At 63.1% G+C, this 20,394-nt stretch carries 20 protein-coding genes; 11 read left to right on the top strand and 9 right to left on the bottom strand.

Features of this window, described 5'->3' with window-relative positions; translation table 11 throughout:
• Positions 1-45: 45 nt before the first annotated feature.
• Both G452_RS0102665 and G452_RS0102660 read right to left on the bottom strand, forming a co-directional pair.
• A complete protein-coding gene (locus G452_RS0102665; protein WP_022660714.1) occupies positions 46-1,230 on the bottom strand; it encodes an NAD(P)-dependent oxidoreductase in 1,185 nt (394 codons plus the stop codon).
• Between the two features lie 13 nt (positions 1,231-1,243).
• On the bottom strand, positions 1,244-2,380 hold the full coding sequence (locus G452_RS0102660; protein WP_022660713.1) for a pyridoxal-phosphate-dependent aminotransferase family protein: 1,137 nt from the start codon (positions 2,378-2,380) through the stop codon (positions 1,244-1,246).
• 234 nt (positions 2,381-2,614) lie between these two features.
• On the opposite strand from G452_RS0102660, the gene G452_RS0102655 reads away from it, so the two are divergent.
• From G452_RS0102655 to mltG, 3 genes are all read left to right on the top strand, one after another.
• A complete protein-coding gene (locus G452_RS0102655) occupies positions 2,615-6,169 on the top strand; it encodes an FAD-binding and (Fe-S)-binding domain-containing protein (protein ID WP_022660712.1) in 3,555 nt (1,184 codons plus the stop codon).
• 75 nt (positions 6,170-6,244) lie between these two features.
• Complete coding sequence (ruvX, locus tag G452_RS0102650; protein WP_022660711.1) at positions 6,245-6,658, top strand: Holliday junction resolvase RuvX; 414 nt, start codon at positions 6,245-6,247, stop codon at positions 6,656-6,658.
• Entirely contained in the window at positions 6,634-7,707 is a 1,074-nt protein-coding gene (gene mltG / locus G452_RS0102645; protein WP_022660710.1) for an endolytic transglycosylase MltG, read from the top strand. Before ruvX ends, mltG begins: the two co-directional genes overlap by 25 nt.
• 23 nt (positions 7,708-7,730) lie before the next feature.
• On the opposite strand, the gene G452_RS21340 is transcribed toward mltG, so the two are convergent.
• Both G452_RS21340 and G452_RS0102640 read right to left on the bottom strand, forming a co-directional pair.
• Positions 7,731-8,780, bottom strand: coding sequence for a hypothetical protein (locus tag G452_RS21340; protein ID WP_155887509.1), 1,050 nt, complete (start codon positions 8,778-8,780; stop codon positions 7,731-7,733).
• Positions 8,781-8,854: 74 nt separating this feature from the next.
• On the bottom strand, positions 8,855-9,895 hold the full coding sequence (locus tag G452_RS0102640) for a glycosyltransferase (protein ID WP_022660709.1): 1,041 nt from the start codon (positions 9,893-9,895) through the stop codon (positions 8,855-8,857).
• A 276-nt stretch (positions 9,896-10,171) separates the two neighbouring features.
• Here G452_RS0102640 and G452_RS17750 point away from each other — a divergent pair, with 276 nt between their 5' ends.
• Entirely contained in the window at positions 10,172-10,744 is a 573-nt protein-coding gene (locus G452_RS17750; RefSeq protein WP_022660708.1) for a diheme cytochrome c, read from the top strand.
• 54 nt (positions 10,745-10,798) lie between these two features.
• Here the strand turns inward: G452_RS17750 and G452_RS0102630 are convergent, their stop codons facing one another.
• Together G452_RS0102630 and G452_RS0102625 are read right to left on the bottom strand one after the other, a co-directional pair.
• The gene (locus tag G452_RS0102630; protein WP_022660707.1) at positions 10,799-11,710 is read right to left on the bottom strand and encodes an ATP-binding protein; all 912 of its coding nucleotides are present in this window, start codon (positions 11,708-11,710) and stop codon (positions 10,799-10,801) included.
• A 42-nt stretch (positions 11,711-11,752) separates the two neighbouring features.
• The gene (locus G452_RS0102625; protein ID WP_022660706.1) at positions 11,753-11,950 is read right to left on the bottom strand and encodes a hypothetical protein; all 198 of its coding nucleotides are present in this window, start codon (positions 11,948-11,950) and stop codon (positions 11,753-11,755) included.
• Positions 11,951-12,176: 226 nt separating this feature from the next.
• Here G452_RS0102625 and G452_RS0102620 point away from each other — a divergent pair, with 226 nt between their 5' ends.
• The 5 genes from G452_RS0102620 (at position 12,177) to G452_RS0102600 (ending at position 16,096) form a co-directional block, all read left to right on the top strand.
• On the top strand, positions 12,177-12,551 hold the full coding sequence (locus tag G452_RS0102620; RefSeq protein ID WP_022660705.1) for a response regulator: 375 nt from the start codon (positions 12,177-12,179) through the stop codon (positions 12,549-12,551).
• A gap of 57 nt (positions 12,552-12,608) precedes the next feature.
• Positions 12,609-13,280, top strand: coding sequence for a site-2 protease family protein (locus G452_RS0102615; RefSeq protein WP_022660704.1), 672 nt, complete (start codon positions 12,609-12,611; stop codon positions 13,278-13,280).
• A 24-nt stretch (positions 13,281-13,304) separates the two neighbouring features.
• A complete protein-coding gene (gene trpS, locus G452_RS0102610; protein ID WP_022660703.1) occupies positions 13,305-14,303 on the top strand; it encodes a tryptophan--tRNA ligase in 999 nt (332 codons plus the stop codon).
• Between the two features lie 105 nt (positions 14,304-14,408).
• Positions 14,409-14,834 (top strand): FKBP-type peptidyl-prolyl cis-trans isomerase, encoded by a 426-nt coding sequence (locus G452_RS0102605; RefSeq protein ID WP_022660702.1) that lies wholly within the window; start codon positions 14,409-14,411, stop codon positions 14,832-14,834.
• A gap of 89 nt (positions 14,835-14,923) precedes the next feature.
• Positions 14,924-16,096: a pyridoxal phosphate-dependent aminotransferase gene (locus G452_RS0102600; RefSeq protein ID WP_022660701.1), complete on the top strand. Its 1,173-nt coding sequence runs from the start codon at positions 14,924-14,926 to the stop codon at positions 16,094-16,096.
• 77 nt (positions 16,097-16,173) lie between these two features.
• Here the strand turns inward: G452_RS0102600 and G452_RS0102595 are convergent, their stop codons facing one another.
• The 3 genes from G452_RS0102595 to G452_RS0102585 form a co-directional block, all read right to left on the bottom strand.
• Positions 16,174-16,470 (bottom strand): late competence development ComFB family protein, encoded by a 297-nt coding sequence (locus tag G452_RS0102595; RefSeq protein ID WP_022660700.1) that lies wholly within the window; start codon positions 16,468-16,470, stop codon positions 16,174-16,176.
• 81 nt (positions 16,471-16,551) lie between these two features.
• Positions 16,552-17,175: a hypothetical protein gene (locus G452_RS0102590; RefSeq protein WP_022660699.1), complete on the bottom strand. Its 624-nt coding sequence runs from the start codon at positions 17,173-17,175 to the stop codon at positions 16,552-16,554.
• Between the two features lie 174 nt (positions 17,176-17,349).
• Positions 17,350-17,619 carry a FeoA family protein gene (locus tag G452_RS0102585; RefSeq protein WP_022660698.1) on the bottom strand — a complete coding sequence of 90 codons (270 nt, stop codon included), beginning with the start codon at positions 17,617-17,619 and terminating at the stop codon, positions 17,350-17,352.
• Between the two features lie 318 nt (positions 17,620-17,937).
• Here G452_RS0102585 and G452_RS0102580 point away from each other — a divergent pair, with 318 nt between their 5' ends.
• On the top strand, positions 17,938-18,183 hold the full coding sequence (locus G452_RS0102580) for a FeoA family protein (RefSeq protein WP_022660697.1): 246 nt from the start codon (positions 17,938-17,940) through the stop codon (positions 18,181-18,183).
• On the top strand, positions 18,176-20,347 hold the full coding sequence (gene feoB / locus G452_RS0102575; protein ID WP_027188959.1) for a ferrous iron transport protein B: 2,172 nt from the start codon (positions 18,176-18,178) through the stop codon (positions 20,345-20,347). Before G452_RS0102580 ends, feoB begins: the two co-directional genes overlap by 8 nt.
• Positions 20,348-20,394 lie beyond the last annotated feature (47 nt).

Here is a 20,394-nt window from a genome sequence, read left to right as displayed (position 1 = left end):
CCATTGCTGACCGGGCGTTTTTTGTTGTTGCGGAGAATGGCGGGGCTAGACAGCCACGCGGATGACGCCGTCGATGGCGGCGATGCGCTCCACCACGGCCTTGTCCGGCTTGGTGTGCACGATGTAGACGGTCTGCACGCTTTCCGCGAGCTTGCGGGAGTTGTTCTCGCGGATGTTCACGCCCATCTCGCCCAGGGCGGTGCCGAACTTGCCGAACATGCCCGGCTTGTCCTCGTGGGTGATGAAAATGGTGTAGATGGCCTGGCCTTCCTGCTCCACGGTTTCGCCCACGTTCACGGAATTTCCGAAATCGCCGCGCCGCAGGTAGCGCGTGACCACCTCGGCGATCTCCATGCCCGTGCGGATGCCCGCGTTCTTGGTGCTCGCGCCCAGGTGGGCCGAGAAGACCACGTTGTCCAGCTCGTGCAGCTTGGTCTGGAAAGGCTCGCCCTCGCGCTTGGGCTCGCTCGGGTAGCAGTCCAGGGCCGCGCCCGCGATGATCCCGGTGGAAAGCGCGTGGTGCAGCGCGTCGATGTCCACGTTGTTGCCGCGCGAGGCGTTGACCAGATAGGCCGTGGGCTTCATCAGGGCCAGTTCGCGGGCGGTGATGATGGCGTCCTTGCCGCCCGTGTGCAGGCTGATGAAGTCGGACTGGCGCAGCAGGTCGTCCATGCTGTCCACGTACTCGCACTTGGTATCGATGGCGTGGTAGACGTCGTAGCCGATGACCTTCATGCCGATGCCGCGCGCCTTGCCCGCCAGCGACTGGCCGATGCGCCCGCAGCCGATGACGCCGAGGGTCTTGCCCTGAAGCTCCACCCCCACGAAACGCTTCTTGTGCCAGACGCCGTTCTTGAGCGTCTCGTGCGCCAGGGGCACGCGCCGGGCAATGGCGAACATCAGGCCCAGGGCGTGCTCGGCAGTGGCGTTGGTGTTGCCGTTGGGCGCGAACTTGACGATGACGCCCAGTTCCTTGGCCGCTTCCAGGTCGATATTGTCCGTGCCCACGCCGCCGCGGCCCACGATCTTGAGCTTGCCGCCGTTGCGGGTTCCGGCTTCCAGGACTTCGCGCGTGACCTTGGTGGCGCTGCGCACGAGCAGGGCGTCGTAGCCGCCGATCTCGCCGAGCAGATCCTCGGTGTCCCGCTTCTCGGTCTCCACGCTGAACCCCTCCTTGCGGAGATAGTCAGCAGCCTGTTCCACCAGCCCGTCGTTCGCAAGAATACGCATTCCGGCCTCCCGATTAGAGATTCTGAAGTACCTGTCCGAGATCGGCCAGATACTCTTCGAGCATGGCCGGGGTGATGTCGCCCATGTGCCCCACGCGGAAGACAGGCCTGCGTCCCGCCTCTTCCAGGAGGGTGTTCAGCTTGCCGTAGCCGGGGTCGTAGAGGTAGCCCTTGGCGCGCATGCTTTCCTTGGCGGCCTTGAGCTGCTTCACGCTCACGCCTTCCGGCACGAGCACCGTGGTCAGGGTCGGGGAGCGGTGGCCCTCCTGGGCGAAAAGCTCGAAGCCGGGCAGCCCGGCAACCCAGTCCGCGACCATCGCGCGCATGGCCGCGTGGCGGGCGAAGCGGTTCTCCACGCCCTCTTCCTCGAAGATGTACTTGAGCTGCACGAACATCTGGTTGGCCAGGGTGGTGTTCGGGGTGCTCAGGGTCTGGAACTTGCGAGCCCGGCCGAGCTGCTTGAGGATGTCGGTGCCGTGCCCCTTGTCGGACACGCGGGCCGCCTTTTCCTCGGCGTCGGCATGGATGAAGCCGATGCCGAAGCCCGCGGGCAGCCCCAGGCTCTTCTGGGTGGCCGTGCTGTACATGGCCGCGCCGGAACCCTTGAGGCCGATGGGCGCGCCGCCGAAGATGGACACGCCGTCCACCAGGGGCAGGGCGTCATACTGGCGCACCAGCTCGCACACGGCCTGGATGTCGCTTGTCACGCCCGTGGAGGTTTCGTTGTGGGTGAAGGTGACCACGGCGGGCTTGTGCTCCATGATGGTCCGCTCCAGCACGTCCAGGTCGATGGCCTGGCCGTAGTCGAACTTGAGCTGCACCGCGCACTTGCCGTTGGCCACGGCCATGGTGTGGTAAAGATCGCCGAAGGCGCCCACGGAGACGTTGAGCACGGTTTCGCCGTCCGCCACCAGGGAGCGGATCGAGGATTCCATGGCCGTGGAGCCGGAACCGAGGAAGAGCACGGGCGTATATTCGTCGCCCGCATCGGTGAGCTCGCGCAGCCAGCCCATTATCGGCTTGAAACGCTTGTCGTTTTCAGAGTCGCGGTGCCCGAATTCGGGCAGCATTCCCGCCTGCCGGACCTCTTCCCGCAAATAGGTCGGGCCGGTGATGAACAGTTTCAGTTTCGCGAAATCGTTCGTGTTCATGGAGTCCTCGCCTATGGTTCTTGGATTGCGGATCGCGTAAAGAACATTTCTCTTATCCCCTGCGGGGTTCGGTGTCCAGAAAACAGTTTCAGGCAGAATTTCCTTCGGATTCGTCAACGCCCCTGCGGGCCTCGGCCCGGCGCGGGTTCGCAGGCCTTGCCAAGCGGGCCGGCCGTACCTATATTCCCCCTTTCCCGCCGCCCGGCTGATTCCCGCCCAGGAGGATTCTTCAAGATGCCCGAAACAGGCCCGCATATTTCCATACCCGACGAGGATCTGCTGACCAAGATTCTCGGAGTGACCGACCTGGAGCAGGTGGCCCACTGGCCCGACGCCGTGCGCAAGCTCGCAGCCAGCCTCGCTGCCGAGCTTTTCCTCGTGCGCTACAATCCCTTCGTGGACCCCGCCCTGGTCAAGAAGAGCGTCTCCCGCAGGCTGGACATGTCCCGGCCCATGCTTTCCGGCGAATATCCCAAGATCCTCACCGAAGCCATCCGCGAATTCTGGGACCGCTACGAGGCGGACCGCCGCTTCCGGGAGCAGGTCATGGAACGCCTCAAGGCGGTCCTGCCGTCCAACGCCATCGGCTCCTCCCCGCACCTGCTGGTGGAGTCCGCCACGGACGCGACGGACCTGCGCCTGGAGCTGCCCATGCTCGTGCTCTTCCCGGAATCCGAGGCCGAGGTCCAGGGCGTGGTGCGGCTCGCCGGGGAAATGGGCTTTTCGCTCATCCCGCGCGGCGGCGGAACCGGCCTCACGGGCGGCGCCGTGCCCATCCACGGCCGCACCGCCGTGCTCTCGCTCACCCGCATGAACCGCATCGTCCGGGTGGACGAGGACAGCCGCATTCTCTGTGCCCAGACCGGCGTGCTGACCATGGACGCCATTCGCGCGGCCGCGGAGAGAAATCTCCTGCTCACCGTGGACCCGGCCTCGAAGATGGCCTCCAGCCTGGGCGGCAACGTCGCGGAAAACGCGGGCGGCCCCTTTGCCTTCGAGTACGGCACCACCATCGACAATCTTTTCTCCTACCGCATGGTCACGCCCCAGGGCGAGATCATCCAGGTTTCGCGCAAGGACCACCCGCGCCACAAGATCTTCGAGGGCGACGGCGCCGAATTCGAAATCCGCGACGAGGCCGGAGAGCTGATCCGGAACGTGCGCCTGCGCGGCGACGAACTGCGCAAGCCCGGCCTGGGCAAGGACGTCTCCAACAAGTTCCTCGGCGGCCTGCCCGGCGTGCAGAAGGAAGGCGTGGACGGCGTCATCACCGAAGCCTGCTTCGTTCTCCATCCCCGGCCCGCGTTCTCGCGCACGCTCTGCCTCGAATTCTTCGGCCGTTCCATGCGCAACGCCATGCTGGTCATCAACGACGTGGTGGCCCTGCGCAACCGCATCCGCGAGCAGGGCGACCTGGTCAAGATTTCCGCCCTGGAGGAATTCGGCTCCAAATACGTCCAGGCCATCGAATACGTCAAAAAGTCGCAGCAATACGAAGGCGACCCCATCAGCGTGCTGCTGCTCCAGCTCGACTCGGACCACCAGCAGGCCCTGGACGAGGCCGTGGACACGGTCGTCTCCCTGGCCCAGCCCTACGACGGCGTGGACATCTTCGCGGCCCGCGACGAGCGCGAGGCGGAGCTGTTCTGGGAGGACCGCCACAAGCTCTCGGCCATCGCCAAGCGCACCTCCGGCTTCAAGGTCAACGAAGACGTGGTCATTCCGCTTCAGGCCATTCCGGACTTCGCGGACTACCTCGAAAACCTGAACCTCAAATATCTGGCCCTGGCCTATCGCCGCGCGCTCTCCAGGGCCACGGCCCTGCCCGGCGTGGAATACGCGGACCCGCGCATCGTCGAGGCCAAGGCGCGCGTGGAGGACATCCTGGCCGGGCGCGTCACCGCCGCGACCATTTCGGACGTGGAGCAGGAAGCCCAGATCCGCTATCTCTTCCAGGCCCTGCGCGACGCCTATCCCAAGCAGGACCGCGAACTCAAGGCCGTGTTCGAGAGGCTGCTGGCCACCCGCGTGGTCATCGCCAACCACATGCACGCGGGCGACGGCAACTGCCACGTCAACCTGCCCGTGAACTCCAACGACGCGGACATGCTCGCCGAGGCCCACCGCGCCGCGCGCGAGGTCTTCGAGCACGTGCTCAAGCTCGGCGGCGAGGTCAGCGGCGAGCACGGCATCGGCATCACCAAGATCGCCTTCCAGGCCCAGTCCAAGATCGACGCCCTGCGCGCCTACAAGGCGGAGGTCGATCCCAAGGGCGTGCTCAACCCCGGCAAGCTGACCAGCCGCAAGCTGCCCGGAGAGCCCTATACCTTCTCTTTCAACAGGCTCATCCACGACCTGGACGACACCGCGCTCAAGGACCGCGAGCACCTCACCGAGCTGCTGAAAAACGTCCAGACCTGCACCCGCTGCGGCAAGTGCAAGCAGGTCTGCCCCATGTACTACCCGCAGCAGGGCCTGGAAGCGCACCCGCGCAACAAGAACATCTCCCTGGGCGCGCTCATCGAGGCCGTCTACTATTCGCAGCTTCAGCTCGGCGAACCCGCGCCGGAGCTGCTCGACCGCCTGCGCGCGCTCATGGACCACTGCACGGCCTGCGGCAAATGCACCTCGGTCTGCCCGGTGAAGATCGACTCCGCCGGGGCCGCGCTCAGCGTGCGGGCCTTTCTGGACTACAAGGGCAAGAGCGGCCACGCCCTCAAGGGCAAGGTGCTCTCCTACCTCGCCAAAGACCCCGCCGCCCGGCTGCCCATGGCGGCCAAGGCGTTTTCCCTCGGCCAATCCATCGCCAACAAGGGGCTCGGACTGATTCCGGGAATCTGGCGCAGGCGCATGATCTCGCCCGTGTTCCAGGGGCCTGGCCCGGCGCTGGACTTCACCAACCTCGCCCAGGAGCTGAGGCTCGCGGAGCGCAACGTCTTCAAGAGCGCGGACGCGCCCGCGGACCGCACCGTCATCTACTTCCCCGGCTGCGGGGGCGGCCTCTTCTCCCGTTCCATCGGCCAGGCCACGCTCTATCTGCTGCTCAAGTCCGGGGTGAACGTGGTCCTGCCGGAGCAGCACCTCTGCTGCGGCTACCCGCTGCTCTCGGCCGGAGCGGCCGAGGCCTACAAGACCAACCGCCACCGCACCCGGCAGGCCCTCATCGACACCCTGATCACCACGGGCCGCTCCGGACTCAAGGCCACGGTGCTGCTCACTGCCTGCGGCACCTGCCGCGAATCCCTGGAGAGCTACGACCTTTCCGGCGAGCTGGTGGAACCGCTGAAACACATGGACGCCATGCAGTATCTGCACGAGCTGGGCGGCCTCGACCTCGCGGCTCCGGAAACCGCCCCGCTCTACCACGCGGCCTGCCACGCGGAATGGGTCGGCCAGCCCAAGGCCAAGGCTCCGGAAATCTACCGCGCGGCCTTCGCCGGACTCATCGACGCCCAGGTTTCCCTCTCGCCCGGCTGCTGCGGCGAGTCCGGCACGGGCGCGGTGACCAGCCCGGAAATCTACAACCGGGTGCGCCACCGCAAGCAAAAGCAGATGGAACTGGACCTGGAGGGCTTCGGGCGGGAACGGCCCGTGGTCGTGGGCTGCCCCTCCTGCAAGAGCGGCATCAAGCGCTCCCTGATCCAGATGGGCCGGGCCAACCCCGTGCTGCACACCGTGGAATATCTGGCCAGGCTCGCGGGCGGGCCGAAATGGAAGCGCGAACTCAAGGCCATGCTCGATTCGGGCGAGGCCAGGGGACGCAGCCTGACCGTGGGCCGCGCGAACTGAGCGGAACCCGCCGGATTCCTTCGCCTGACTTGACACGGGCCGGGTTTCCCTGAAAAAACTCGTCCTGGAGAATAAATGCGTACACTCGGCATCGACTTCGGCCTCAAGCGCGTGGGCCTCGCCGTCACGGACCCGTACGGCATGATGGCCTTTCCGCGCCCGGCCCTGGAGCGCACGACCAAGGACCGGCTCTTCGCCGACCTGCTCGCGCTCATCGAAGCCGACCGGATCGAACGGATCGTCGTGGGCCTGCCCCTGGCCCTGGACGGGTCGGACACCGAAACCACCCGGCAGGCCCGCAACTTTGCGGAACGACTTGGAAGACGGACCCCCCTGCCCATCGAATTCATGGACGAACGCCTGACCTCGGCGGAAGCCGAGGGACTGCTCAAGGAGGCCGGACTGTGCGGCAAGAAACGGAAAACCCGGCTGGACAGCCAGGCGGCGGTGATCATCCTGGAAGCGTGGCTGGCGACAAACCGGCCCTGAGATACGTCGCCTACGCGGGCATCGTGCTCTGTCTGGGCATGATGGCCGTGGGATCGTGGTTCCTCTACCGGACCTGGACCTTCCTGAACATCCCGCCCGAGGATCCGGGCAGGGACGTGCGCTTCGTCATCGAACCGGGCCAGCACTTCCTGACCATCGCGCGCGGCCTCAAGGAAGAACGCCTCATCTCCGACGTGAAGCAGTTCCTGGCCTACGCCCAGGACAAGCAGCTCACGGAAAAGGTCAAGGCCGGGGAATTTCTGCTCAATACGGGCTGGCTGCCCGACCGCGTCCTGACCACCATCACTTCCACGCCCGGCATCCTGCACCGCTTCACCGTGCGCGAGGGGCTGACCTGGTGGCAGGTGGCCGACCTCGTGCAGGAGGCCGGACTCGGCACCTACGAGGAATTCGACGCCGCGGTGCACGACCCGAAACTGCTCGCCCAGTTCAACATCCCGGCGGACTCGGCCGAAGGCTATCTTTTTCCCGAAACTTACATGCTCACCCGCGCGCGCGAGAATTCCGCGCACAGCGTGGCCGAAATGATGGTCCGCGAATTCTTCAAGAACGCCGAGGCCGCCCTGGGAGAAAAGCTGCCGGACCCGGAAAAGCTCCACAAACTGGTGATCCTTGCCTCCATCGTGGAGAAGGAAACCGGCGATCCGTCCGAGCGCCCCGCCATCGCCGGGGTCTACGTCAACCGCCTGAACCGGCCCATGCGCCTCCAGGCCGACCCGACCATCATCTACGGGCTCGGCCCCTCGTTCAACGGCAACCTGCGGCAGAGCGACCTGCTCGACGCGTCCAATCCGTACAACACCTACCAGCACGACGGCCTGCCTCCGGGGCCGATCTGCTCGCCCGGGCGCGCCGCCCTGGCCGCCGCCGCCCATCCCGAAGACCACGGCTACGTGTTCTTCGTGGCCAAGGGCGACGGCACGCATCACTTCTCCAAGACCCTGCGTGAACACAATGACGCCGTGGGGCGGTATCAGAAATGGGGAAGGAATCGGAAGGATTATACGTCGCAGAAGAGGGAAGAGTAGGACGGATACTGTTCAGTTCCTGTCTACCGCTGTGTTTGTACGCCTCCCTCGCAATCAAGGTAGATAAATGTCCTAAATACAGTTATAGAAAATTGCCAAAAATAATAGTAAAATTGTATAACGAACACAAAGCTCAATAAAAACATAAATACCGCCAGGTTACGCATAAAATCAGAAGAACACCCACCAAATTTCTCAGGCAAAACCAATAACACAGACGAACAAAGCGCAACGAAACTCATATTTCTCATGAGTAAATATAAGTTTTGTAATTTTTCAATATTCGTTCTAACATATAAATTAACACTTGTTATATGCCAATATACTGACCAAAATGCTTCAGTCAAGAGTGCTTCATTTATTCTTCTCCCAAATACTTTTTTATACTTATTTCGCAACGCTGATTGTACATCATAAGGAAAAGCCTGCGCCAAACCAAGAAACTGGATGACCATCTTTTCACTCGTGAAGAAAGGTGCCCCCAAGATTTGCAAAATAAAATACACATTCTTATGGTACTTTTTCAATCTACGCGTTGATCTACCCTGCAGCAGATCGCCGAACATTTTTAAAATTATCACAATAAAATAAAGCGATCCCAAAAAACAGCATAGCGGAGCACCCGAAAATATATCTAATATATACAAGCTGTTATCTGGAATTCTTACCTCAACTAAATAGCAAAATAGACACATATAGATAATGACAACCACTGCTCGATAGTATGTACTTGATAGGTCCCTTTGCGGGTTTTGATAAAATACTATCACGTTGATAGGGTGCTGCAGAATTTTCCCAAGGAATATCCTTTCAATAAACAACGTTGCCAAAGAAGCAATTATATGGCCGATAATGTAAGCAACTATTACTGCGACAAAGATGACGACCAAAGTCATTGGGGCTTCTAACTCGCTTGTGGCCAATCCCACTTTTGTAAAGCTTTCAATAAGCCCGATGCGGTACTTGATCTGGATCGTGCAGATAAGAGCGAGGATTGAGAACAAAATTCCGGGAGCAAGCAGGCCAAAAAAATCGTACCAGTTTAAACGGAAACCGCTGTTGATTTGAAACATGCTGGCCACCCCTCTTGTGAAGCCATTACGTAACAATCCCCCCTCGGTCAATAGGCCATCAGATAATTACTTATTCACGCCACGGCCAGCCAATCCCGTCCGGCAACGTAGCCGCGCGAGCGCAGAAACGCGGCGATGTCCTCCCGCGCGCCCCGCGAGGCCACGTAGGACAGCAAAAATCTTTGCCCCGGCGGCGGCACCAGCTCCCTGTCCAGCACGGGCCTGCCGCTCACGACCTGCCCGATTTTCTTCGGATCCAAATCGTAATATTCTACAATCTCGATATTGTGATCAACCAGCATTTCCGACCGCTTGCGCGACGGTCGGCCCGCGCCGATGACCCCGACCGCCGGGTGCCGCCGATTGTTCGCGGCCAGCCAGCGGCCCAGGTAGCGCGCCTTGACGCGGTAGAACGCCTTGGGATCGTAGCGGGGATCGTTGCGGGTCAGCCGGGTGGGCGGATCGTTCCAGATCAGCAGCTCCGCATCGACTTTCTCCATGACCACGCCCCGGTCGAGCAGCCGCAGCAGAAACTCGTAGTCTTCGGGAAAGTCCCCGCTGCGGAATCCGCCGTGCTCGAAGTACAGCTCGCGCCGGAACATCACGGACGGAAACGCGAACGGCGACTCCACGAACCGGTTCAGGGCGATGGCCTCGCTGGTCATCTGGCGATTGGTCCAATCCACATAGAGCGCATAGCCGCGCGCGGCCTTGCGGTCCCCGCCGAAACGCACGCGGCTGCCCACCAGCCCGACCTTGGGCCGCGTTTCCAGCCAGCCCACCTGGGAAGCCAGCCGTTCGGGCAGGGCCAGATCGTCCGCGTCCATGCGCGCCACATAGCGTCCCCCGGCCTTTTCCAAGGCCAGATTGGCGGCTGCGGCGACCCCGCCGTGCGCCGCGAAAACAGGCCGCACCCGCCCGTCGCGCCGCGCGTATTCCCGCAGCACCTCGCCCGTGCGATCCGTGGAGCCGTCGTCCACGGCCACGATTTCGAAATCGCGCCAGGTCTGGGCCAGGAGGCTGTCGAGACAGGCCGGCAGCGTGGCCTCGGCATTGAAGCAGGGCAACGTCACGGAAACCGTGGGCGCATGGGCGTATTGTCCTTGGAGCGGCATGATCGCTCCCCCTAATATGGCCGGGAACAGGGCGTCAACCGCACGGCTCGGGAATCGCGGCGGCCCGGAGATGACGGAAAGCGGCAAACGGAGTCGCAGCGGCGATGCGCCGCCCCTGGCCGAGGGCGCGAGGGCCGGTCGAACCGCGGACATCTTCTCGCCGCGCGAAAGCAGCACGAACTTGATAATCGTGTCACGTTTTGTCTTGCCTCCTGCCTTTCGATCAACTAATTTGCTCCGTACTTGTCCCGCAAACAGCACATCAGGAGCCGGCCCATGCGAAAATTGATGATTCTGGTCACCGTCGCCGCGCTTTTGCTCGGCTCGGTTGCGCTGGTCCGGCCCGACGACCACGAACGGGAACGGGAACGGCATGGCTCCGAATCGCGGGAAGAACACGGACACCGCAACGGCCAGGGCTGGTTCGATGGGGAGGACTCCGTGCCGCCCGCGAGCGACCCGGTCTATCGGGAAACCTGCGGCGCGTGCCATTTCGCCTACCAGCCCGCCCTGCTGCCCGCCTGCTCCTGGCAGGCGCTGCTCGACGGCTGCGCCGACCATTTCGGCGCCTCGCTGGATCTCGCCCCGGACGAGCTGGACGCCCTCAGCGACTATCTGACGGCCAATGCCGCGGACGCGTCCGGGACCGAAATCGGCGAGAAGATCACGGACTGCCTGAAAGGGGCGGCCCCTCTGCGCGTCACCCAGGTGCCCATGATACAAAAGAAGCACCGCAAGATAGATCCCGCCGTGCTCCGGAGGGAATCCGTGGGCGGCCTGCAAAACTGCCCGGCCTGCCACATGGACGCCGAGCAGGGCGATTACGACCATGCGCGCGTGCCGAGATAGCAGCAGCTGGACACCGGGCGCGTGCCGGGCTGGATTCCCCTGGACGGGCTTTCCCTACGCTCCCGTCTTTTCGGCGAGCATGGCCCGCACCCGGCAGACCCCGCAGAGGTCGGTGGAGGTGGGCGAACCGCAATCCGGACAGGAATGCAGCTCCGCGCCCTGCTCTTTTTCAAGCTGGGCAAAGGCCGGCCTGCCCTGCCGCAGAAACGACTCGTAGAAATTGAACTTTTGGCCGGGGCTGCGATGCTCCAGCTCGGACCAGAGCAGCTTGTGGCTGGTAAAGCTGGCGCCGGAAGAGAAGGGGCAGGGATCCGAGTGGATCTCGATGCCCTTGAGGAAGGCGTAATGCGCGGTTTCGTATTCGCTGAGCCGGAACAGAGGCTTGACCTTGCTGGCGAAGCCCTCTTCGGCGGGCAGCTTGGGGCCTTGGTCCGAAAGATAGGAAACGTCCCAGCGCAGGGTGTTGGCGAAGAGGCGGGCCACTTCGTCGTCGAGGTTGTGTCCCGTGGCCAGGACCGTGAAGCCGCCCTCTCGGGCGATGCGGTTGAAGTAATGCCGCTTGACCTTGCCGCAGACCGAGCAGATGGGCCGCTTGATGTGCTGCTTGACCAGGGGCATGGGCAGCCCTTCCTTTTCCATTTCCGCCACGCGCAGCGCAAAGCCGTGCTTTTCGCAGAAGGCTTCGACCTTGGCGCGGGCCTTGCGGGAGGATTCGCCGATGCCCAGGTCGATGTGCAGGCCGGTGACGTCGTAGCCCAGTTCGCCCAGTTCGAGCATGAGCGAGAGGGAATCCTTGCCGCCGGAAAGGGCCACGAGGATGCGGTCCTCGTGGGTGAAGAGCTTCTGGCGGCGAATGGCGGTTTCGATCTGCTTTCGGAAGAAGCCCAGGAAACAGGGCTCGCAGAAGGCGGCGTTGTGGCTCGGCAGGCCGACGACAGCCTGTTCCTTGCAGCGTTTGCATTTCATGGGTTCGGGTCTCCTGGAGGGGCGGATGGGGAAAACAGGGCCTCAGCCCGCGGAAATCACTTTCTTGACGATGATCTCGTCGCCGTAGTGCAGCTTGCGGTCCGCGGTAAGCAGTTTGCCGTCGCGGATGATCAGGGCGTGCGTTGCCCGCAGCTTCAGACGATTGAGCAGCTGGAGCACGGTGTTCAGGGTCGCGAACTCCAGGGTTTCGTTCTCCGGCTGGATGTGGACGGTGATCATGGGCTCTCCTTTTTGGGAATCTAGGGCTTCGGCGGCGGGTGTCAATACGGCGAACCGGGCGGAAGGGCCGGGCGGGATGTGGCATGCGGCCTGAAGCCTGTCAAGCCGGGGCTTCCTTTCGAGTTATGATTTCGCGGGAAGAGCGGAAATAGTTTCTCATCATGTTGCTCCGAACCTGGGAATGCGCTACGGTTTCAGGTAAGGGAGTAAATCTCACGGAGGTTCCATGACCAAGCCTAGAATTCTCGTCGTGGACGATGAAAAGCACATCCGGATGCTCTACCAGGAAGAACTGGAATCCGAAGGATATGCCGTCATCACTTCCGACGGGAGTGAAGACATTCTGGAATTGCTGAAGCGCGCCGCGCCGGAGATCGTGATCCTCGACATCAAGCTCGGCCAGAATCTTTCCGGCCTCGACCTGCTCCAGGTCATCCGCAGCAAGGAGCCGAACCTGCCGGTGATCCTGAGCACGGCCTACGACAGCTTCCAGCATGACCTGAAGTCCATCGCCGCCGACTACTACGTGGTCAAGTCCGTGGACCTCAGCGACCTCAAGAGCAAGGTCCATTCGGCTCTGGAGAAGGCCGGAGCGGTTTGATCCCCGTCCCCTTTTCCCTTGCTCCGGGAGGTGGTTCGTGCTAGCGCCAAAGCGCATATGCTGGAATCATCCTTCACACAATACGCTCTTCAGATCAGCATCATCGCCCTGCCCCTGCTCGTGGCCCTGACGTTTCACGAGGTGGCGCACGGCATGGTGGCGTACCGCCTCGGCGACCCCACGGCCAAGCTCATGGGGCGGCTGACGCTGAATCCGCTGAAGCACCTCGACCCGCTGGGCACGTTGATCTTTTTCATCGCCCACGTGGGCTGGGCCAAGCCCGTGCCCGTGAACCCGCGCTACTTCAAGAACCCGCGCAAGGGCATGCTGCTCGTGGCCGTGGCCGGTCCCGCGGCGAACTTCGCGCTGGCCCTGGGCTTCGCCGCGCTCTACCACCTCTTCGGCTCCATCGAGATTCCAGGCCGGGACAGCCTGCTCTACAACATCCTCTACCCCACGGTGCTGATCTGCCAGACGGGCGTGCTCGTGAACCTGATCCTCGGCATCTTCAACCTCATGCCCATCCCGCCGCTGGACGGGAGCAACATTCTGGCGGGAGTCCTGCCGCCGGGCCTCGCCGCCCGATACATGTCGCTCTCGCGCTACGGCGTTTTCCTGATCCTCGGCCTCGTGGTGGCCAGCCACCTCTTCGACGTCTCCATCCTCAGCAGCGTCCTGTTCCCGCCTGTGGAATTCGGGGCACGGCTCCTCGGAGTGCCGGCGTTCTGATCACCCCCAACCCCGCAAAGAATCATGAGCAACACAAGAAAACGCATTGTTTCGGGCATGCGCCCCACCGGACCGCTTCACTTGGGCCACTATTTCGGCGTCCTGGTCAACTGGGTCAAGCTCCAGGAAGACTACGACTGTTTCTTCTTCGTGGCGGACTGGCACGCGCTGACCAGCGAATACGCCGACTCCTCGCGGATCAAGGGCTTCGTGCCCGGCCTCGTGGTGGACTGGGTCGCCGCGGGTCTGGACGAGAGCAAATGCGTGATCTACCAGCAGTCCGCCGTCAAGGAAATCGCCGAGCTGCACCTGCTGCTCTCCATGATCACCCCGCTCGGCTGGCTGGAGCGCTGCCCCACCTATAAGGAACAGAAGCAGCAGCTCGTGCAGAAGGATCTGAACACTTACGGATTCCTGGGCTATCCCGTGCTGATGAGTTCCGACATCCTGATGTACCGGCCCGAAGCCGTGCCCGTGGGCCAGGACCAGCTGCCCCACCTGGAGCTCTGCCGCGAGATCGCCCGCCGCTTCAATTTCATCACCGGCGGAGACTACCTGCCCGAGCCCAAGGATCTGCTCACCCCGGACGCCAAGCTGCCCGGCCTGGACGGGCGCAAGATGAGCAAGAGCTACGGCAACTCCATCGGCCTGGGCGAGTCCATGGAAACCGTGGCCCCCAAGGTCATGGGCATGCTCACGGACGAAAACCGCAAGCGCAAGAGCGACCCCGGCGACCCTGAAATCTGCAATCTGTACCCCTACCACAAGCTCATGACCGACGCGGAGACCTGCGCCATGATCGAAAAGGGCTGCCGCGACACCTCCTGGGGCTGCGTGGATTGCAAGAAGCGCCTCGTGCAGTCCATGGAAGCGTTCCTCACGCCCCTGCACGAGCGCCGCGCCGCCATCGAAAACGATCCGGAGCGTCTGCGCGCCATCATCGAAAGCGGCAACGCCAAGGCCCGCGAGGCTGCCCGCGAAACCATCTCGAAGGTCCGCGAACTGCTGCACTTCGATTTCTAGTTTACTGATATCACGGGGGATCGACTATCCGTCGTCCCCCCTTTTTTTCATCAGAAGGCCGTGTTAGGCTCGGTCTTTATCAACCGCCCAAACGAAGGAGCCATCATGGCCAAGGCGAAGCAAGGCGACAAGGTCAAAGTACATTACATCGGCACCCTGGAGGACGGTTCCCAGTTCGATTCCTCCGAAGGCCGTGAGCCCCTTGAGTTCGTGCTCGGAGAGGGCATGGTCATCGAAGGCTTTGAAAAGGCCGTGGCAGGCATGGAACCGGGCGACAGCTGCTCCATCTCCATTCCGCCCGAAGAGGCCTACGGCGAGCGCAACGAGGAACTGATCTTCCGCGTGGAACGCGAACAGATGCCGCCGGACCTGGATCCCGAAGAAGACATGGTCCTCGAGGTCCAGACCGAGCACGGTCCGGCCCAGCTGACCGTGGTCGCCGTGGAAGGGGACATCGTCACCCTGGACGGCAATCCGCCTCTGGCGGGCAAGACCCTGAACTTCGAGCTCAGCCTGGTGGAAATCGGCTAGCGCGCGAAGCCTCGGAAACGCTCGCCCCGTCCCCCCACGAATTCGGGCGGGCGGGGCGTTTTCATAAGCAATCCCCAAAAGGTCCGGACATGAACGACACCACCTGCACCGAAATATCCGCCCGCTGCCGCGAAATGACCTCGTTCCTGGTCATGGACATCCTGGAAGCCGCCCAGCGGCTGGAACGCGAAGGCCACCACGTGGTCCACCTGGAAATCGGCGAACCGGACTTCGACACGCCCGAATGCATCAAGGAGGCGGCCTGCCGCGCTCTGGACGAAAACCAGACCCACTACACGCACTCCCTGGGCATCATCGAGCTGCGCGAGGCCATCTGCGAGGACTACCTGAACAGGTACGACGTGGAGATCCATCCGGACCAGATCATCGTCACCCAGGGCACCTCGCCGGCCATGTTCATGCTCTTTTCCACGCTCCTGGAACGCGGGGACAAGGTCGTCATCTCCGACCCCAGCTACGCCTGCTATGCGAACTTCATCCGCTTTCCCGGCGGCGAGCCGCTGCCCATCCGCGTCTACGAGGAGGACGGCTTCCAGTACCGGCCCGAAGCCATCCGGGAACGGCTCGGCGAACAGCCCAAGGCGATCCTGATCAACTCGCCCGCCAACCCCACGGGCACCCTGCTCTCCAAGGAACGCATGCAGGCCATAGCGGACCTGGGCCGGGGCAACGGTCCCTGGATCGTCTCGGACGAGATCTATCACGGCCTGGTCTACGAGGGCCGCGAGCACTCCATCCTCGAATTCACGGACAAGTGTTTCGTTTTCAACGGATTTTCCAAGCTCTACGCCATGACGGGCTGGCGGCTCGGCTACCTCATCGCGCCCAAGCCGTTCATCCGGCCCATGCAGAAGCTCTGCCAGAACTTCTTCATCTCGGCCAACGCGCCCGCCCAATGGGGCGGGGTGGCCGCGCTCCAGGAAGCGGCCGAGGACGTGGAACGCATGAAGCGCATCTACGACGAGCGGCGGCGCTACATGCTCGGCAGGCTGCGGGGCATGGGCCTGTCCATTCCCCATGAGCCCACGGGCGCGTTCTACGTGCTGGTGGATTTCAGGCACGTGTCCGGGGATTCCCTGGCCCTGGCCTTCGACATCCTGGAAAAGGCGCACGTGGGCGTGACCCCCGGCATCGACTTCGGACCCGGCGCAGAGGGCTATCTGCGGTTCTCCTACGCCAGCAGCCTGGAAAACATCGCCGAGGGCATGGACCGTCTGGAGCGGTATCTGGCGAACCGCTGATCCGCCATCGCACAAAAATCACAGGGCCGGAATGCGGGAGATCGCATTCCGGCCCTGTGATTTTTCCGAGGCGCGTTTCAGCTTGTGCGGCCGTCCGTGGGATTTTCGCGGACGATGCGGATGGCGTTGCCGATTTCCCACAAGATCTCGTCGTCCGGCGTGCGGCCGGAAAGCTGGATCGTGCCGCGCTGGCGGTAGCGGGGTTCCAGGCGGTTCAGGGTCAGGCCGTAGATGTCCTCGACATCCAGCTGGTCCGGGGCATAGTCCGGAAAATCCTTCAATGCTTCCGGCAGCAGTCGGGCCACGCGGGCCTCGTTGCTGTTGCGGATTCCGGAAAGGTCGTATCCAAGGACGATCAGGTCCATGTCGGGCATGGGGCGCTCCTTCTGCTCGAGGTTCCGTTCCAGAATAGCCCGACAAGCTTTCCGCGGCAAGAATTTCCGCTCGTCCACGGGCTAGACCTGAATATTGACTCCCGCGAGCATGCTCATCCCGGCAGGCGAGAGCATCATGCCGCCTCCGCTGAACCAGTCGCTGCTGCCGTTGCCCTCGGCCCACCAGGCCATGGCCTGCGTCTGCATCTGGCGCTTGAACTCCGTGGGCGAAAGCTTGTTTTCCGCCGTGGCCGTGAGTTTGGAAAGCGTCACGATCTTGGCGAAGGCCTCCGTCATCTCCGGCGTGTCCTCGAAATACTTGTCGATGATCGCCTTGTCCGGATGGCTGGAGTCCACCGTGACCTTGCCCGTGGTGGCGTTGTAGCTGAGGGAGAAATCCCTTTCCGTATCCACTCCCAAGGCTTCCAGATCTTCCTTGGCGATGGCTTCGAACTCGTTTCGGAGCTTGTCGCGGTAGTCCATGACGTCGGCAAACGAGAGCTTGCCGCTGCTGCCCACGGGCACGTCCTCAAGCAGCTTGTCGATCTGCGCGCGCAGCTCCTGGGTGCTCATGCTCTCCACGCCCCCGCCGTAGCGGGACGAGCGCGAGGAGGACGTGGACGACGTGGACGAAGAATTCCCCAGGCCGAGGCCCAGGTTATAGATGCTGTAATTGGCGTTGTTGTCGATGGTCATGGCGCACATGCGGCATCTCTCCGGAAAAGGTTCAGCATAGGCATATTTTTCTCTTGAAACATATGTGCATGACCCGTGCCTAAAGAGAGCGGCTCAAAAGCGGCCGCGCAGCGCGTCAAAGAACGCGGCGCAAGTCGCGCCGGAGAGAGGGAGAGCCAGCCGCTCGGCGAAAGGGAAGGAAAATCAGGAAGGATCGTCCTCGATGCGGCACTCCGAGGCGCAGGGGTCCACGGGGCAGACGATGATCTTGTTGGCGAGGCCGTGCCCGATGATCAAATCCGAGCCGCGCACCCGCAGACGGCAAGGCCCCCCGGAAGTGGAAATCACTTCCAGCTCGGTGCCGGGGGTCAGCCCCAGGGCGTAAAGCCGCGAACGCGCTCCCCGACAGGAGGCCAGATCCTCGACGCGGACCAGGGAACCTTGCGGGAACCGGCAAAGCGGCTGATTTTTCATATTTGTTTCCGACATGCTTGCATTCTACCTTGTTGAGAACGAGAGTCAATACCTACTTGCTCCCGGAGCGTCAAGCGACATTCTCGCGCCCCGAACAATATCCTTCCCGAGGCTTCCCGAACCCGTGCGCGCGGGACGCGCTTCGCCCCGCGTTCGCGGAAGTCCCTGCCTCCCCCGTCTCAGCTCCGGGCCGGGCCCTTGCCACGCTTGGCTTGTGCAATTATTTACACCTCGTCACCTCTTTTTAGTTGACAATGATTTTCAATGTCAATATTCAGTCTCTGCGAACGATACACATCAAGCCCCTTTGAGGAGACTATGGCAGACTACATCGGACTTCGAAAACTCAAGGTGGACCAGAAGGCGGTCATCCGCAGCGTGCGCGCCCAGGGCGACCTCGGGCGGCGCATCCGCGAGATGGGCCTGATTCCCGGCACGGAGATCGCGGTCACGGGCAGGGCTCCCCTGCGCGACCCCGTGGCCCTGCGGCTGAACGGCTTTACCCTGACCCTGCGCAACAACGAGGCCGACCACATCAGCGTGGAGGTGCTCGACAATGACTAGCCCCGTGACCATCGCCCTGACGGGCAACCCCAACTCCGGCAAGACCACCAGCTTCAACGCCCTCACGGGCTCGCGGCAGCACGTGGGCAACTATCCCGGCGTGACCGTGGACTGCAAGGAGGGCTTCTTCAAGCTCGCGGAGCGCAACATCCGCGTTGTGGACCTGCCCGGAACATATTCCCTGACGGCCTACACCGCGGAGGAAATCGCGGCCCGCGACTTCCTGCTGGGCCAGCGGCCCGACGCCGTGGTGGACGTGCTCGACGCCAACACCCTGGAGCGCAGCCTCTACCTGGCCGTGCAGCTCCTGGAAATGGGCGCGCCCCTGGTCCTGGGGCTGAACATGATGGACGAGGTCCGCAAGAAGGACATGCAGATCAACTCGGCCCTGCTTTCCGAGCTGATCGGCTGCCCCGTGATCGAAACCGTGGCCCGCACGGGCGAAGGCCGCGACGCCATGGTCCGCGCGGCCCTGGCCGTGGCCGACTCCGTGGACGAGTGGAAGCCCCTGCGCATCTCCTACAGCGCGGACATGGACGAGGCCCTGCTGGAAATGGAGGAGCTGATCAACAACGCCCACTTCCTCACGGACCGCTACCCGGCGCGCTGGCTGGCCCTGAAATATCTCGAAGGCGACGAGCAGATCCGCGTGGAAGGCCGCAAGGCGGGCGACCTTTCCGCCAGCCTGGAAGCCATAGCCGAGCGCGTGGAAAACCATTGCCGCAAGACCCTGAACACCGACCCGGAAGCCGTGATCGCGGATTACCGCTACGGCTTCATCGCCTCGCTGATGAAGCGCGGCGTGGTCCGGCGGGGCACCTCGCGCACGCGCATCGAAATATCGGACAAGATCGACCGCGTCGTGACCAGCGCCCTGTTCGGCCCGGCCCTGATGCTGCTCGTGCTCTACGGCATGTTCCAGGTGACCTTCACCGTGGGCGACATCCCCATGGGCTGGGTCGAAAGCATGTTCGGCTGGCTCAGCGACACGGCGGGCGCCCTGCTGCCCGACGGCCTGCTCAAGTCCCTGATCGTCTCCGGCATGATCGACGGCGTGGGCGGCGTGCTCGGCTTCGTGCCCCTGATCGTGATCATGTTCCTGATGCTCGCGTTTCTCGAAGACCTCGGCTACATGGCGCGCATGGCCTACATGCTGGACCGCGTGTTCAAGGCCTTCGGCCTGCACGGCTGCTCCGTGATGCCCTTCATCATCTCCGGCGGCATCCCCGGCGGCTGCGCCGTGCCCGGCGTCATGGCCGCGCGCACCCTGCGCAGCCCCAAGGAACGGCTGGCAACGATCCTCACGGCGCCGTTCATGGTCTGCGGAGCCAAGGTGCCCGTGTTCATCCTGCTCGTGGCCGCCTTCTTCCCCCAGTCCGCGGGCAACGCCATGTTCTGGATCACCCTGGTGGGCTGGGCCATGGCCCTGGTCGTGGCCAAGGGCCTGCGCATGACCCTGCTCAAGGGAGAGCCGACCCCCTTCCTCATGGAGCTGCCCCCCTACCGGATGCCCACCCTGCGCGGCGTGCTGCTGCACACCTGGGAGCGCGCCTGGCAGTACATCAAGAAGGCGGGCACGGTCATTCTGGCCATCTCCATCCTCTTCTGGGCGGCCATGACCTTCCCGCAGCTTCCGGCGGAAACTCTGGAACGCTTCGACGCCCAGCGCGCCGCCATCGAGGCCCAGATGGAGCAGGCCGACGAACTCGCCCGGCCCGCCCTGGAAGCCTCCCTGACCGCCGTGGACAACAACCAGGCCGAGGCAGCGCTGCAAAACTCCGTGGCGGGCCGCGTGGGCATGGCCCTGGAAAAGGTCACCAGCGCAGCGGGCTTCGACTGGCGCGTGAACATCGCCCTCATCGGCGGCATCGCCGCCAAGGAGGTCATCGTCACCACCCTGGGCACGGCCTATTCCCTGGGCGACGTGGACCCCGAAGACGCGGCCCCGCTTTCCCAGCGGCTCGCCTCGGACCCGGACTTCTCCACGGCCACCGCGGTATCCTTGATCATCTTCATCCTGCTCTATGCGCCCTGCTTCGTCACCGTGGTCGCCATGGCCAAGGAGGCGTCCTGGGGCTGGGCCGGGTTCGCCGTGGTCTTCAACACGGCTCTGGCCTTCGGCCTGGCAACGGTCTCCTACCAGATCGTGTCCGGCCTGGGCTGATCCTGCTCCTCGCGTCATGACGGCGGCCTTTCCGAACATGTCGGAAA

It is taken from the genome of Paucidesulfovibrio longus DSM 6739, from assembly GCF_000420485.1.
Lineage (GTDB): Bacteria > Desulfobacterota > Desulfovibrionia > Desulfovibrionales > Desulfovibrionaceae > Paucidesulfovibrio > Paucidesulfovibrio longus.
Note: the sequence above shows the minus strand (reverse complement) of the source record. Positions and strands in the feature narration are given on the sequence as shown.